Source organism: Streptomyces sp. bgisy027, assembly GCF_057710365.1.
Map to the genome: position 1 here is coordinate 1 of NZ_JBYIVZ010000052.1, position 14,743 is coordinate 14,743.

Genomic DNA, 14,743 nt, shown 5'->3' on the forward strand with positions numbered 1-14,743 from the left:
CTTGCCTGCCGCGGCACTAGCCCCGTTTCAGGCCGAGCACCTCGGCCGCCGCGAACGTCTCGCCCGCCGGCCGCTGCGCGAAGTGCGCGGTCAGCAGCGCGTCGAGTTCGTCGTGGGTGAAGGTGTCCTGCTTGCTGTCGAACTTGGCGGCCACCCGAGGCCGTTCGACGACGGCGACCATGCCGCCGTGCACGACGAGCAGCTGCCCGTTGACGCGGGCGGCGGCCGGGGAGGCCAGGTAGCCGACGAGCGGGGCGACATGCTCGGGGGCGAGCGGATCGAGCCCGCTCTCGGGCTGTTCCAGGCCCGCGAAGACGTCCTCGGTCATCCGGGTGCGGGCGCGCGGGCAGATGGCGTTGGCGGTGACGCCGTACTTGGCGAGCGCGAGGGCGGTGGAGGTGGTGAGGCCGACGATGCCGCCCTTGGCCGCCGCGTAGTTGGGCTGCCCGGCCGATCCGGCGAGGAACGCCTCCGAGGAGGTGTTCACGATCCGCCCGTACACCGGCCCTCCCGCAGCTTTGGAGCGCTCGCGCCAGTGCGCGGCGGCGAAGTGGGTCGTGTTGAAGTGGCCCTTGAGGTGGACCCGGATCACCGAGTCCCACTCCTCCTCGGTCATGGAGAAGACCATGCGGTCGCGCAGGATGCCCGCGTTGTTGACGAGGACGTCCAGCTTGCCGAACTCGGCGATGGCCAGCCGGACCAGTTCCCCGGCCTGCCGGAAGTCCGCCACGTCGCCGGTGTGCGACAGCGCCTTCCCGCCCGCCGCGCGGATCTCGGCGGCGACCTCTTCGGCGGGTCCCGCGGATGCCTCGCCGGAACCGTCCCGGCCCGGCTGCCCGAAGTCGTTGACGACCACGGCGGCGCCGAGCCGGGCGAGTTCGAGCGCCTCGGCCCGGCCCAGGCCCCGGCCGGCACCGGTGACGACGGCGGACAGTCCTTCCAGTGGCAGCGACACGAATACCCCCGTCAGATCTCGATGCAGGTACGCAGCGCGGTGCCCGTGCGCATCTGGTCCAGAGCCTCGTTGATCTCGGTCAGCGGCACCCGGTGGGTGATCAGGCCGTCCAGGTCGATACGGCCCGCGCGCCAGAGCGCGATCGTCCGCTCGTAGGAGCGCAGCACGTCGCCGCCGCCGTACATGGACGGCAGGATGCGCTTCTCGTCGAAGAACAGCTCGAACATGTTGAGCTGGAGGAAGTCGTCCATGGCGCCGGCGCCCACGACGACGAGGGTGCCGCCGCGCCGGGTGTTCTCGTAGGCCGTGCGGGCGGTGGCGGACCTGCCGACGACCTCGAAGACGTAGTCGAAGCCCTCGCCCGCGGTGACCTGCTGCTTGGCGTCGGCCAGCTCGTCCGGGGAGACGGCCCTGGTGGCGCCGAACTTCAGCGCGGCCTCGCGGCGGGAGGCGACCGGGTCGACGGCGACGATCTCGGCGGCGCCCCTGAGCCTGGCGCCCTGGATCACCGAGATGCCGACGCCCCCGCAGCCGATGACGGCGACCGACGAACCGGCCTCCAGATCGGCGGTGTTGAGGGCCGCGCCGAGCCCGGTGGTGACGCCGCAGCCGATCAGGGCCGCGATGTCGAAGGGCACGTCGTCGGGGATCGGCACCGCGCAGCCCGCGTCGACGACGACCTCCTCGGTGAAGGTGCCGGTGCCGGCGAAGCCGAACAGGTCACCGCCGGGGCGCTTGAAGTTGGGGGTGCCGGCGTTCATGAACCCGGCCAGGCACAGCTCGGTCTGGCCGCGCCTGCACGCGGGACAGGCACCGCAGGCGGGCAGCCAGCACAGCACGACCCGGTCGCCGGGCTTGAGGTTCCGTACGCCCTCCCCGACGTCGAGGATCTCGCCCGCGCCCTCGTGTCCGGGGACGAAGGGCGCGGGCTGCGGCAGGACGCCGTTCATCGCGGACAGGTCGGAGTGACACAGCCCGGTGGCCCGCACCCGGACCCTGACCTTCCCGGGGCCGAAGCCCACCGCCTCGACGTCGTCGAGGACCTCCAGCTTGTCCTGGCCGATCTCGTGCAGTACGGCTGCGCGCATGGTGCGGCTCCCCTCCAGGGCGTACGGACTCAGGTGTGTTCGACCACGGTGTCGACGAGGACGGGCGCGTCGTCCCTTTCGACCGCGCTCACGGCCACCCGCACGGAGCCCTCGCCGGGCCACATGCGGATCCGCAGGGTCTCCCCCGGGTAGACGACCCCGGCGAACCGGGTGACGTACGAGCGCACCCGGGTCACATCGCCGCCGAGCAGCGTGTCGACGACCGCCTTGAGCGTCATGCCGTAGGTGCACAGACCGTGCAGGATGGGCCGCTCGAAGCCGGCGACCTTGGCGAACTCCGGGTCGGCGTGCAGCGGGTTCCAGTCGCCGGAGAGGCGGTAGAGCAGGGCCTGGTCCTCGCGCACGGAGCGCTCGACGGTCCGCTCGGGTTCGCCGGCCGGCGGGTCGAGGCGGGCCGAGGGGCCCCGGTCGCCGCCCCAGCCGCCCTCGCCCTTGATGAAGATCTGGGAGTCGTTCGTCCACAGCGGGCCGTCGCCGTCGGACACTTCGGTGCGCAGCACCAGGACGGCCGCCTTGCCCTTGTCGTGGACGGCGGCGATCCGGTTGGTCGCGGTGGCGGTGCCCGTCGCGGGGATGGGCCGGTGCAGCACGATGCTCTGGCCGCCGTGCAGGACACGGGCGAGGTCGACCTCGATGCCGGGCATGGACAGGCCGCTGATCACGCCGGGCGCCCCGGAGCCCGCGACGGTGGCGAAGCTCGGCAGGACGTGCAGCCGGGACTCCAGGGTGTAGCGCAGTTCGTCGGGGTCGGTGGCGGGCAGGCCGGCGCCGATGCCGAGGTGGTAGAGCTGGACGTCCTTGGAGTTCCAGGAGATCTCGCCGCTCCGGGGTTCGGCGGCGAGGGCCTTGGCTGCGTCGATGGGCATACGGCTCCTGACATGGGCAGAGTTCCGGCGAGTGGCGGAGCAAGACCTCGGTACGGCCGTCCGCACCGTCGGCCGCACCGAGGTCGTCGCGGGCCGTTCTAGAACGCGTTCCAGTCCGGCGACCTCTGTATAGCCGAGCGCACCGCAGTTGTGAAGGCTCCTGACGCGGCATCAGATCGGGTTCGCCGGATCGGCGCGCGGTGACATTTGTCCTGCCGTATCGCGTACGGCCGCCACTGCCGCGCGGGGCCCCGGGTCCGTACCGTCGATGCCATCGGTTCTCACCCGGATCGGTTCCCATCCGACAGGGGGCAGGGGCATGGCCTGGTTGCGCAGGACCCACGGGACCTCGTGCGAGACGTTCAGGGACGAGCGGAGCCCCAACGGCTTCAGCCTGCTGCCCTGGCTGCTGATGGGCATGGGCGCCTTCTCCAACCTGTTCCAGGGCGAGACCCCGGAGCCGTGGATCGGCGGGCTCGGGCTGCTGACCTTCAACTCGCTCTACGTCTACGTGTCGTTCCGCTCCTTCCTGAAGGAGACGCGGGAGACGACCTCGACCCGGGTGGCACTGGTGCTGCTGGGCCTGGTCACCTGCGCGCTGGCGCTGGCGTACGGCGGCAACTGGCTGCTGTTCTTCCCGCTGCTGGGGCTGGCCACGGGCGCGGCCGTGCGGATGCCGCGGCTGCGTCCGGTCGGTCTGGTCGTCGGGGTGCTGGCCGGGGCGGTCTCCGTGTTCCACGACGGCTGGGGCGGCCTCGACATCGCCTACGCCACCTGGATCTCGACGATGGTGACGGCGGCGATCCTGTCCCTGTCGGAGGCGGTACGGCAGCTGCGCACGGCCCGTGAGGAGCTGGCCCGGCGTGCCGTGGAGGAGGAGCGGCTGCGGTTCTCCCGGGATCTGCACGACCTGCTCGGCCACACACTGTCGGTGATCGTGGTGAAGTCGGAGGCGGCGCGGCGGCTCGCCGCGGGGGACGTGGCGGCGGCTCAGGCCCAGCTCAACGACATCGAGGCGGTCGGCCGTCAGGCCCTGACCGAGATCCGCGAGGCCGTCACGGGGTACCGGCAGGGCACCTTGCGCGACGAGCTGGACCGCGCGGTGTCGGCCCTGCGGGCCGCCGGCGTCGAGCCCGTCGTAGGCCGCTCGGGCCCGCCCCTCGTACCGCAGACCGAGGCCCTGCTGGGGTGGGTGGTGCGGGAGGCGGTGACGAATGTCGTTCGGCACAGTGGTGCGCGGCAGTGCGAGATCGTCGTGGCGGGCAGTGGCGGGGAGCGGGTTCGGCTGACCGTGACGGACGACGGGGGCGGCGGTGGGCAGCCGGGCGCCGGGGCCGGTACGGGGCTGAAGGGCCTGACGGAGCGCCTGACGACGGCCGGGGGCACGCTGACTGCGGGGCCGGGGCCGCGTCAGGGGTTCGTGGTGACGGCGGAACTGCCGGTGGAGGCACGGGGGTTGGTGGAGGAGCGGATCGAGGTGGGTGTGGCAGGGCCGGTGGGCTGAGCGGGCGGCCGAGGTTGCGTATGAAAGCCTCGCGGGGCGAGCAGGCGACGCGGGAGCCGGCCCGAGGAGCACGGGGAACTGCGCGACCGGCCCCACGACCCGCATCCGCCGCTCCCGAGTTCCCTGGCCCGTACAGCGACCCGTCCACCGGCCGGACCGCCCCGCTCCACCACGGGACGAAGCGGCCCGACCGGGCAGCCGGTCACCTCGGTGTGCACCCCCATTTCATTCGGGGCGAGCAGCCGCTTTGTGCCGTGACCGGGCGGTCCGCAAAAGTCCCATACGCCCTACGCTTGCCCCGTGAACGAGATGCCGCGGGACCATCGGCCCACCAAGTCCATTCGGGTTCTGCTGGCCGAGGACCAGGGGATGATGCGCGGAGCACTCGCCTTACTGCTCGGCATGGAGCCGGACATCGAGGTGGTGGCGCAGGTATCGGCCGGTGACACCATCGTGGACGCCGCTCTCGCCCACCGCCCCGACGTCGCCCTCCTCGACATCGAACTCCCCGGTCTCAGCGGCCTCGACGCGGCCACCGAGCTGCGCGACCAGGTCCCCGACTGCCGGGTGCTGATCCTGACGACGTTCGGCCGCCCCGGCTATCTGCGCCGGGCCATGGAGGCGGGCGCCGCCGGATTCCTGGTCAAGGACGGCCCGGTCGAGGAACTCGCCGTCGCCGTACGCCGGGTGCTCACCGGTGAGACGGTGATCGACCCCGCCCTCGCCGCGGCCGCCCTGAGCGCCGGCCCCAATCCGCTCACCGCCCGTGAACGCGACGTCCTCAACGCCTCGACGGAGGGCGCGACGGTCGCCGACATCGCCGGCAAGCTCCATCTGTCCGAGTCCACCGTCCGCAACTACCTCTCCTCCGCCATCGGCAAGACGGGCACCCGCAACCGGATGGAGGCACTGCGGGAGGCCCGCCGGCAGGGGTGGCTCTGACCGGGGTCCACCGCGAGCGGGCCGAGTCGAGCCGGGCCCACGAGCTCGTCACCGCCCAGACTCATCACCCCCGGCTCGTCGCCGTCGTCTATTTCGTCACCGCCACCGACTTGTACGCCGACCCCTGGGGGGCCAGGCACACGAACCAGTTCACCGGGGAGCCGTCCGCCGGGCGGATCACGAAGTCGTCGCTGTTGTGGTCACCCGCCTCGGACACGACGGGGACCTCGGTCTTCGAGCCGTCCTGCCAGGTGCAGGTGACGCTGCGGGCGGTCACGGCGACCCGGCCGACGACCAGACGCTCCGGGCCGCTCCCGGAACCCGCCTCCAGGGGTACCGCGACGGCCTCGATGTCCTTGCCGGACATGTTGTCCTCGGCGGTGAACGTGTCCTCGATCAGCACCTGGTCGCTCGTCGAGTCGTCGTATTCGCGCCGCACGAAGTACGAGCTCCTGCCGATCAGGTCGGACGCCTCGCGCAGGTCCGAGGGGATGTGCCCGAACTCGGCCATCGCACCCCGCTCGGCCCGCGCCTCGCGCTCGTTGCGCGGCGCCTCCCAGACGTCGAGGTACACCCGCCAGTCCTTGCCGGCGTCGGTGCCCACCGCCAGCAGGGTCCGCGCGGGCGTGCGCACGTCCGGCGCCGGTTCGGTGGGCGGGCTGGTCGCCACCGAGGAGCCCCGGTCGCCGTGCCCGCCCGGCATGCCCGCCACCGCCAGGGTGCCCGCCGAGCCCACCAGCACCAGGGCCGTCGCCGTGGCCACGGCCCAGCGGCGGGCCCTGCGGCGGCGGCCGCCCCGAAGGACCGCGTCGTAGGGGGCTATACCGATCTCGACCTCGTCCGCGGCGTCGGCCAGCAGCAGGGCGATGTCCGTGTGGGTCATGTCGTGGCTGGTCATGCCGTGGTTCGTCTCCCGGTCCGCGCTCATCGGCTGCGTCCTTTCTGCGTCACCGTCTCGGCCAGTCCCGGTATGGCACGGAGTTTCGCGATCCCCTTGGCCGCGTTGCTCTTGACCGCGCCGACGGAACAGCCCATCGCCTCCGCCGTCTGTGTCTCGGTCAGGTCCTCCCAGTAGCGAAGGACCACCGCCTCCCGCTGCCGTGGCGGCAGTTGGGCCAGCGCCGAGAGCAGCGCGTCGCGGTCCTCGGCCTGGGCGATGCGGTCGCCGGTGTCCGCGACCTCGCGCGCCAGTCCCGAGTCGTCCTTGGGCGCCAGGAACTCCCTGAGCCTTCTGCGGTGCTTGCGCGCGTGCGCGTTGATCATCACGCGCCGTACATAAGCCTCCGGGTCGTCGGCCGAGCCGACCCTGCGCCAGGCCACATAGACCTGCTCCAGCGTCGACTGGACCAGGTCCTCCGCGGCGTGCTGTTCCCCCGTGAGGAGAAATGCCGTCCGCAGCAGGCGTGGCCAGCGGCCGATGACAAAGCTCTGGAACTCCGAGTCCCGAGCCGCCTTGCGATCCCCCATGGGCACCTCCCTAGATATTCAAAGGAGTCCATGGAGCGCCCGGATCGTTGCCTCGGATGCCGCCTCAGTTCGCGGAGGAGGTGGAGGAAGTCACGGAAGAGGTACTGGGCGAGGCCGCGGCGCTCTTCCTCGGCAGCCACACCAGCATCAGCACCGCCCCCACCAGCAGCACCACGGTGGACGTACGGAACACCAGCGCGTACCCCTCGGTCAGCGCCCCGGGCGCCCCGCTCCCCTGCGAACGGGCCGCCGCGATCGTCGACATGACCGCGAGCCCGAGGGAACCGCCCATCGTGCGCGAGGTGTTGACCAGCCCCGACACCAGTCCCGCCTCCTCGGGCCGTGCCCCGGACGTGGCCAGGGACGCGAGCGGGGTCGCCGCCAGGCCCGCGCCCAGCATCATCAGGATCCCCGGCACCATGATCGAGGTGACGTATCCGCCGTGGACGCCCAGCATCGACTGCCCGCCGAAGCCGACGGCCGCCACCAGCGTCCCCGCCACCGCCACGGTGCGCGGCCCGGCCCCTCGCATGAGCCGCGGCGCGAGCTTGGATCCGAGGATCACCGCGAGCGAGCTCGGCACCAGCGCCAGGCCGGCCTCCAGCGGGGTGTAGTGGAGCACGTTCTGGGCGTACAGCGTCATGAAGAACCACATGCAGAACATCGCCGACCCGCACAGGAACATCGCCGCGTTCGCCGACGCCACCGCCCGCACCCTGAGCAGCGCGAGCGGCATCAGCGGGGCCGCCGTACGTGCCTCGACGGCGAGGAAGGCGCCGATCAGCGCGAGACCGGCGACCAGCGGCACGACCGTGTCCGGGGCCGTCCAGCCCGCGGCCTCCGTCTGTGAGATGCCGAACGCCAGGGTCGCGAGCCCGGCCGTCACCAGCACGGCTCCCGGGAGGTCCAGCCGCCGCCCCTCCCCCGCGCGGCTCTCGGCCAGCCAGAGCACCGCGCCTGCCAGCACCACCGCGCCCACCGGCACATTGATCAGCAGGACCCAGCGCCAGGACAGCAGGTCCACCAGGACCCCGCCGACCAGTCCGCCCGCGGCGCCGCCGCCCGCGCCGACGGCGGTCCACGTCCCTATCGCCCGCGCCCGGGCCGCCCCCTCCGGCACCGCCGCCGTCAGGATCGTCAGCGTCGAGGGCGCCAGCACCGCGGCGCCCAGGCCCTGCACGCCCCGCGCGGCCAGCAGTTGCCAGTCCTGCTGGGCCAGCCCGCCGGCCAGCGAGGCCAGGGTGAACAGGCCGAGCCCGACGAGGAACATCCGCTTGCGGCCGTACAGGTCCCCGGCCCGCCCGCCCAGCAGCATGAACCCGGCGAAGGCGATGGCGTAGGCGTTCACCACCCACTGCAGGCCCTGCGCGTTCAGTCCCAGATCGGCCCGCATCGACGGCAGCGCCACGTTCACGACGGCCACGTCGAGCACGACGAGGAACTGTCCGGCGCACGCCAGCGTCACCACCAGCCAGGTGGGAGGCGCGGATCGGCGAGGGGCACGGGTGACGTCGGCGGCTTCGAGCATGGGTGTCATGCTCTCAACGACCGACGCTCCTGGCATCAGGAATTCGGCCTAGGTCCCCCCGGGGTGGACCTAGGACCACGCAAAGGGGAGCGGCCCGGCCGGGCTCGGATCCCGGCACTCATGCAGCCCTCTCCCCCAAGAGAAGGTCAAGAATTCGTTAGTGACCCAAAGCATCGGAATAGTTGCCCAGGCAGACGGAGTTCGATGTACACATGACACGAACGACGAACGAACAGCCCACCGGCAGAGCGGACACCGGCACCCCGGGCCCCTCCGGCGCCCTCGTCCCGGTCCTCGCCTTCGCGGGCATCGTTGTCGCGGTGATGCAGACCCTGCTCGTCCCGGTCATCAAGGACCTGCCGCAGCTGCTGAGCACCGCGCCCAGCAACGCCACCTGGGTCCTGACCTCCACCCTGCTCTCCGGCGCCGTGGCCACCCCGATCATGGGCCGCCTCGGTGACCTGTACGGCAAGCGGCGCATGCTGACAGCCAGCCTGTCGGTGATGGTGGTCGGCGCCCTGATCAGCGCGTTCACCAGCACGCTCCTGCCCATGATCGTCGGCCGTACCCTCCAGGGCTTCGCCATGGGCGCGATCCCGCTCGGCATCGGCCTGATGCGCGACATGCTGCCCCGCGAGAAGCTCGGCTCGGCGATGGCGCTGATGAGCTCCTCGATCGGCGTCGGCGGCGGCCTCGCACTGCCCGCCGCGGCCCTGGTCGCCCAGCACAGCGACTGGCACGCCCTCTTCTACGGCGCCGCCGGCCTCGGCATCCTGTCCATCGCCCTCACCCTCCTCGTCGTACCGGAGTCCAAGGTCCGCGCGGAAGGCACCTTCGACGGCCTCGGCGCGCTCGGCCTCTCCGCCGGCCTCGTCCTCTTCCTCCTGCCGATCACCAAGGGCAGCGACTGGGGCTGGACGTCGGCCACCACGCTCGGCATGTTCGCCGGCTCGGCGATCGTCCTGCTCCTCTGGGGCGTCTACGAGCTGCGCGCGAAGGCCCCGCTGGTCGACCTGCGCACCACCGCCCGCCCCGCCGTCCTCTTCACCAACCTCGCGTCGATCATGGTCGGCGTCAGCTTCTACGTCGTCTCCCTGGTCCTGCCCCAGCTGCTCCAGCTGCCCAAGGAGACCGGCTACGGCCTCGGCCAGTCGATGGTCGTCGCGGGCCTGCTCGTCGCCCCGCTCGGCCTGACGATGATGTTCACCGCCCCCGTCTACGCCCGCCTCTCGGCGAAGTACGGCCCCAAGACCACCCTGATCCTCGGCATGCTGATCATCGCGATCGGCTACGGCGCCGGCCTCGGCCTGATGAGCGCGCCCTGGCAGAGCCTGGTCATCGCCGTCGTCCTCGGCGCGGGCATCGGCCTCGCCTACTCCTCCCTGCCCGCCCTGATCATCGGCGCGGTCCCCGCCTCGGAGACGGGCGCGGCGAACGGCCTCAACACCCTGATGCGTTCCATCGGTACGTCGGTCTCCAGCGCCGTCATCGGCATGGTCCTGGCCAACACCGCGAACAACGTGGGCGGCGTGGCGATCCCGACCATGCACGGCTTCCGCGTCTCCTTCCTGATCGCGACCGCCGCCGTCGCCGTCGGCCTCCTCCTCGCCCTCTTCCTGCCCAAGCAGCGCCCGGCCGCCCACACGCAGCTGCGCGCCAGCAGCGAGGAGGACGCCAACCTGGAGCTCGCCGAGGAAGCACGAGGGGGGTCCCGCCTGCTCGACGAGCGAAGCCGAGAGCTTGGGGGAGGCTTCCGCGGCCGGGTCCTGGACGCCGGGGGCATCCCGGTCGCCCGCGCCAGGGTCACCCTGATCGACCGGCGGGGCCGCCAGGCCGGCGCCACCCTCTCCGCCGACGACGGCAGCTACGCGCTCGCCGTCCCCGCCCAGGGCGCCTACGTCCTGGCCGCGCGGGCCGACGGCCACGCCCCGCTCGCCTCGTCGGCCACCCACACGGGCGACGACAGTCCGGTCGACCTGGACCTGTCGCTGCCGGGAGAAACGGTCACCGCCTGACGCACCGGCCGCCCGCCCACGCCCCCCGTCGTCCACATGACGGGGGCGTGGTGCACGATGGGCGCCCGGAAAGTCGTACGACCGGACCCACCGCCGTCGCACGACCGGACCCACCGCCCCCGTGTGCAACCGGAAGGACCCCCATGGCCCCGGCCCCCGAGCCCGAGATCCTGGCCGCGTTCGAGGCGGCGAAGGGCTTCATGCCCACGGGCGAGGGGCTCGCGCTCCATTCGGCGGCGGTCGAGGCCGGCCGTCTCGGGATGCCTCTCCTGGAGGTCGGCACCTACTGCGGCCGCTCCACGATCCTGCTCGCCGACGCCGCCCGCGGGGCCGGTGTGACAGCTCTCACGGTCGACCACCACCGCGGCAGCGAGGAGCAGCAGCCGGGCTGGGAGTACCACGACCCGGCGACCGTCGACCCGGCGATCGGCCTCATGGACACGCTGCCGGCCTTCCGCCGCACGCTGCACGCGGCGGGCCTGGAGGAGCACGTGATCGCCCTGGTCGGCCGTTCCCCGCAGGTCGCGAAGGTCTGGGGCACGCCGCTCGGCCTGGTCTTCATCGACGGCGGCCACACCGACGAGCACGCGAACGCCGACTACGAGGGGTGGGCCCCGCATGTCGCCGAGGGCGGGCTGCTGGTCATCCACGACGTGTTCCCCGAGCCGGAGGACGAGTTCACGGGGCAGGCCCCGTACCGGGTCTACCTCCGGGCGCTTCAGTCCGGCGCGTTCACGGAGGTGTCGGTGACGGACTCGCTGCGCGTGCTGAAGCGGACGGGCACGGGAATCTGAACGGCGGCGCGGCTCGGCCGTGGCCTGCCCGCGCGGGCCGCGGTCGGCCCGTAAGGTGTCAGACGTGTCGTACGCAGGTCCGGACTTCGATCCTCCCCAGCCCCGCCGCGGCCGCCGCCGTGTCCTCACCGTGGGCCTCGCCGCGCTGGTGCCCGGGGCCCTCCTCGGCTGGGTGATGTACGAGGCGGTGGGCGGCGGCGGAGGCGGCTCCGGCAACGCGGCCGTACGGCCGTCGCAGGCGCCCTCGGACACGACGCCGACGGACTCCACCACGAGCGACGACAAGCCGCCGGGCCCCACGCCGACGACGGACTCCACCTCCGCGCCTGCCGCCTCCGGCTCCCTGGAGGGCAAGGTCGTCGTCATCGACCCGGGCCACAACCCGGACAACTTCCGGCACACGTCCGAGATCAACCGCAAGGTGAACATCGGCACGAACTGGAAGGAGTGCGACACGACGGGTACGTCGACGAACGACGGCTACTCCGAAGCCGAGTTCACGCTCGACCTCGCCCATCGCATGCGCACGCTGCTGGAGAAGCAAGGCGCCACGGTCAAGTTCACGCAGGACGGCGACCGTTCCTGGGGGCCGTGCGTCGACGAGCGGGCCGAGATCGGCAACAGGGCGAACGCCGACGCGGCCGTCTCCCTCCACGCCGACGGCGCGGGCTCCGGCCAACGGGGCTTCCACGTCATCCTTCCCGGCAAGGTGCACGAGGGCGCCGCGAACACCGGCCCCATCGTCGCCCCTTCCCGTGCCCTCGGCGAACGCATCGCGGGCTCCTTCGTCCGCGTCACGGGCGACGCCCCCTCCAACTACATCGGCGGCGGCACCGGTCTCGTCACGCGTAAGGACCTCGGCGGTCTCAATCTGTCAACGGTTCCCAAGGTGTTCATCGAGTGCGGCAACATGCGCGATAGCAAGGACGCGGCACAGCTCACCAGCGGAGCCTGGCGGCAGAAGGCGGCGCGAGGGATCTCTGAGGGAATCGTGAGTTTCCTGCGGGGGTAGTGGTCCACGGGCTGATCCCGGCGGACAGCCTCGTCGGTCGGACGATAAGGTCGTCCGTACGATGAGGGGCCACCCCCGCGCTTCACACCGGGGCCTGACGGCGACATGGTGACAGCGACGCCTCCAGCGATGCCGATGTTGAGACGACTGACGAAGGACCTGAAGTGAATATCCGCTCCCTCACTCGAGGCGACGGCGTGGTGATCGGAGCAGCGGTATTGCTGTTCATCGCGTCGTTCCTCCAGCTCTACTCCGCCTCCGGCTTCAACGTTGACATCAACGGGTGGGAAAACCTCGGAGTCGGTTTCGGCACCTACCTGGGCGGGGTCATCGGTGCTGCCCTGATCGTCGTCAACCGCATCCTGCCCCAGCCGCGCAAGGTCGCCGGGCTGGACCTCGGGACGGTCGGTGTGTCATTCACGATCCTGGCCGCGTGGAGCATGTTCTGGACCCTGGTGGATGTCCCGGAGGGCGGCAGCGCCGCCGCCGGCCTGATCCTGGGCTTCATCGCCGCCCTCGTCCTCGCCGCCGCCGCCATCGCCACCCCCCTCGTCCCGGCCCTTCAGGCCGCCCTTCTCCCGGCCCCCAGCCCCTCCGCCCCCCAGCCCTACGGCGGGCAGCCGCAGGGTGGTTACGGCTACCCCGGGGCCCAGCAGCCGCAGCCCTACGGTGGGCAGCCGCAGGCCGGGCAGCCGTTCGGGGGTGGGCAGCCGCAGGCTCCCGCGCCGACCGCCGGCGGGGACTTCTCGCCATTCTGGTTCGCCGTGCCCGTGCCGCGGCCGCTGTTCGCGGAGGACGGCTCGCCGACGCCGATCGCCGAACTGGCGCCGGGCACCTGGTACCTGGCCGTCGAGCAGCGTGGCGCCTCGCTGGTCGCGCAGACGCAGGACGGTCGTCGCGGTGTGCTTCAGGACACCTCGGGTATTCAGCGCGGCTGAGTCGCACAGCAAGCCGGGCCGCGGCCCCTCACCCTTCCCGGTGAGGGGCCGTTGTCGTACAGTCGCCCTCCGGCCCAAATATCTGACGTACTGTCAGCAGGAGGCAGGCTTATGCGGCTCGGGCTCGCACTCGGGTACTGGGGGCGCGGCCCCTCCCCGGACCACGTACCGCTCGCCCAGGAGGCCGAGCGGCTCGGCTACGACTCCGTGTGGACCGCCGAGTCCTGGGGCTCGGACGCGTTCACCGCGCTGACCTGGATCGCCGCGAAGACGTCGACGATCAGGCTGGGGACCGCCGTCGCGCAGATGGCCGCCCGCTCCCCCACGACCACCGCCATGCACGCCCTCACCCTCGACCACCTCTCCGGCGGGCGCATGATGCTGGGGCTCGGGCTGTCCGGGCCGCAGGTGGTGGAGGGGTGGTACGGGCGGCCGTTCCCGAAGTCGCCGCTCACCGCGACGAGGGAGTACGTCGACGTCGTACGCCAAGTGCTGCGGCGCGAGGCGCCGGTGGCGCTGGACGGGCGTTTCCACTCCCACCCGTACAGCGGGCCGGACGGGACGGGCATCGGGAAGGCGCTGAAGCCGATCACCCATCCGCTGCGGGCGGACCTTCCCGTTCTGCTGGGTGCCGAGGGGCCCAGGAACGTCGCCCAGACGATCCGGATCGCCGACGGCTGGCTGCCGTTGTACTGGTCGCCGAGCCGGCCCGATGTGTACGGGGAGGCCGTGAGCGAGTTGCCGGAGGGGTTTGTCGTCGCGCCGATGGCCCGGGTCCAGGTCTGCGACGACGTCTCCGAAGGGCTGCTGCCCGTCAAGGCCATGCTCGGCTTCTACATCGGCGGCATGGGCCACGCGGCCCGCAACTTCCACGCCGACCTCATGGCACGCATGGGGTACGAGGAGGAGGCGCGGCGGATCCAGGAGCTGTTCCTCGGCGGCCGTAGGCAGGAGGCCGTGCTGGCTGTGCCGGACGCGTTCGCCGACGAGATCTCGCTCGTCGGGCCGCGTGAACGCATCGCCGAGCGGCTGGAGTCGTGGCGCAAGGGGCCGGTGACCGATCTGCTGGTCCTCTCGCCCGACCGGCCCACGCTGCGTCTGCTCGCCGAGCTCAACTCATAGACGGTCAACGGAAGTTCACCGGAAGACCGAGACCGGGCCCAGGGTGAGTCCGCCCGGCGGGCCACCACGTACCGCGCCACCACGGCAGGTCCGTCCGCTTCGGACGCCGGCTCTCCCGCCCTTGCCGGGAGGAGGATCGTCGGTGATCACGACGGCCGACAGGTTTCGTTCACGCATCAAGGGCAACCCGCAGGGCATGTCCCCTCGATATGGCGCCAACCAGGCCGGCCGGGTCATCGCGATCGTCGCCGATGTCATGGCCCTCATTCTGGGCCTGTGGATTCTGATGTACCTGCTGGACGCGAACCCGGCGAACGACTTCGTCCAGTTCGTCCATGACGCGGCCCGCTGGCTGGCCGGCTGGTCGCACGACCTGTTCACGTTCGACGAGGAGTGGGCGAGGGTGGTCGCCGGTTACGGGCTGGCCGCGGTCGTGTACCTGTTCGTGGGTCACGCCATCGCCGGTCGAGTGCACCGTCACTGAGGCGACC

14 protein-coding genes are annotated in these 14,743 nt (G+C 71.9%); 8 read left to right on the forward strand and 6 right to left on the reverse strand.

The genetic code is table 11. The annotated features are described in order from the left end of the window. Nucleotides 1-16 precede the first annotated feature (16 nt). From AC3ETA_RS37725 to AC3ETA_RS37735, 3 genes are read right to left on the reverse strand one after another with little or no spacing between them, the layout of a single operon-like run. On the reverse strand, nt 17-955 hold the full coding sequence (locus AC3ETA_RS37725) for a 3-oxoacyl-ACP reductase (protein WP_432197403.1): 939 nt from the start codon (nt 953-955) through the stop codon (nt 17-19). Between the two features lie 11 nt (nt 956-966). Further along, complete coding sequence (locus tag AC3ETA_RS37730) at nt 967-2,043, reverse strand: Zn-dependent alcohol dehydrogenase (protein WP_432197404.1); 1,077 nt, start codon at nt 2,041-2,043, stop codon at nt 967-969. A 29-nt stretch (nt 2,044-2,072) separates the two neighbouring features. Continuing rightward, nucleotides 2,073-2,930 (reverse strand): MaoC/PaaZ C-terminal domain-containing protein, encoded by an 858-nt coding sequence (locus AC3ETA_RS37735; protein WP_432197405.1) that lies wholly within the window; start codon nt 2,928-2,930, stop codon nt 2,073-2,075. A gap of 319 nt (nt 2,931-3,249) precedes the next feature. On the opposite strand from AC3ETA_RS37735, the gene AC3ETA_RS37740 reads away from it, so the two are divergent. Together AC3ETA_RS37740 and AC3ETA_RS37745 are read left to right on the forward strand one after the other, a co-directional pair. Beyond that, entirely contained in the window at nt 3,250-4,434 is a 1,185-nt protein-coding gene (locus AC3ETA_RS37740; RefSeq protein WP_432197406.1) for a sensor histidine kinase, read from the forward strand. Between the two features lie 309 nt (nt 4,435-4,743). Then, a complete protein-coding gene (locus AC3ETA_RS37745) occupies nt 4,744-5,376 on the forward strand; it encodes a response regulator (protein WP_432197465.1) in 633 nt (210 codons plus the stop codon). Between the two features lie 88 nt (nt 5,377-5,464). Here AC3ETA_RS37745 and AC3ETA_RS37750 read toward each other — a convergent pair whose 3' ends face one another. From AC3ETA_RS37750 to AC3ETA_RS37760, 3 genes are all read right to left on the reverse strand, one after another. Continuing rightward, nucleotides 5,465-6,304: a hypothetical protein gene (locus AC3ETA_RS37750; RefSeq protein WP_432197407.1), complete on the reverse strand. Its 840-nt coding sequence runs from the start codon at nt 6,302-6,304 to the stop codon at nt 5,465-5,467. Beyond that, nucleotides 6,301-6,843, reverse strand: coding sequence for a SigE family RNA polymerase sigma factor (locus tag AC3ETA_RS37755; RefSeq protein WP_432197408.1), 543 nt, complete (start codon nt 6,841-6,843; stop codon nt 6,301-6,303). The genes AC3ETA_RS37750 and AC3ETA_RS37755 overlap by 4 nt, the downstream gene beginning before the upstream one ends. A 64-nt stretch (nt 6,844-6,907) precedes the next feature. Then, nucleotides 6,908-8,371 carry an MFS transporter gene (locus AC3ETA_RS37760; RefSeq protein WP_432197409.1) on the reverse strand — a complete coding sequence of 488 codons (1,464 nt, stop codon included), beginning with the start codon at nt 8,369-8,371 and terminating at the stop codon, nt 6,908-6,910. A 212-nt stretch (nt 8,372-8,583) separates the two neighbouring features. On the opposite strand from AC3ETA_RS37760, the gene AC3ETA_RS37765 reads away from it, so the two are divergent. The 6 genes from AC3ETA_RS37765 to AC3ETA_RS37790 all read left to right on the forward strand — a co-directional run bounded on the left by AC3ETA_RS37765 (nt 8,584) and on the right by AC3ETA_RS37790 (nt 14,736). After that, nucleotides 8,584-10,386, forward strand: a complete 1,803-nt coding sequence (locus tag AC3ETA_RS37765) for an MFS transporter (protein ID WP_432197410.1) — start codon at nt 8,584-8,586, stop codon at nt 10,384-10,386. A gap of 143 nt (nt 10,387-10,529) precedes the next feature. After that, on the forward strand, nt 10,530-11,180 hold the full coding sequence (locus tag AC3ETA_RS37770; protein ID WP_432197411.1) for a class I SAM-dependent methyltransferase: 651 nt from the start codon (nt 10,530-10,532) through the stop codon (nt 11,178-11,180). A gap of 64 nt (nt 11,181-11,244) precedes the next feature. Further along, the gene (locus AC3ETA_RS37775) at nt 11,245-12,192 is read left to right on the forward strand and encodes an N-acetylmuramoyl-L-alanine amidase (RefSeq protein WP_432197412.1); all 948 of its coding nucleotides are present in this window, start codon (nt 11,245-11,247) and stop codon (nt 12,190-12,192) included. 164 nt (nt 12,193-12,356) lie between these two features. Next, nucleotides 12,357-13,130 (forward strand): DUF5336 domain-containing protein, encoded by a 774-nt coding sequence (locus AC3ETA_RS37780; RefSeq protein ID WP_432197413.1) that lies wholly within the window; start codon nt 12,357-12,359, stop codon nt 13,128-13,130. Between the two features lie 111 nt (nt 13,131-13,241). Next, nucleotides 13,242-14,252: an LLM class F420-dependent oxidoreductase gene (locus AC3ETA_RS37785; RefSeq protein WP_432197414.1), complete on the forward strand. Its 1,011-nt coding sequence runs from the start codon at nt 13,242-13,244 to the stop codon at nt 14,250-14,252. Nucleotides 14,253-14,448: 196 nt separating this feature from the next. Then, a complete protein-coding gene (locus AC3ETA_RS37790; RefSeq protein WP_432197466.1) occupies nt 14,449-14,736 on the forward strand; it encodes a hypothetical protein in 288 nt (95 codons plus the stop codon). The last annotated feature ends 7 nt before the right edge of the window (nt 14,737-14,743 follow it).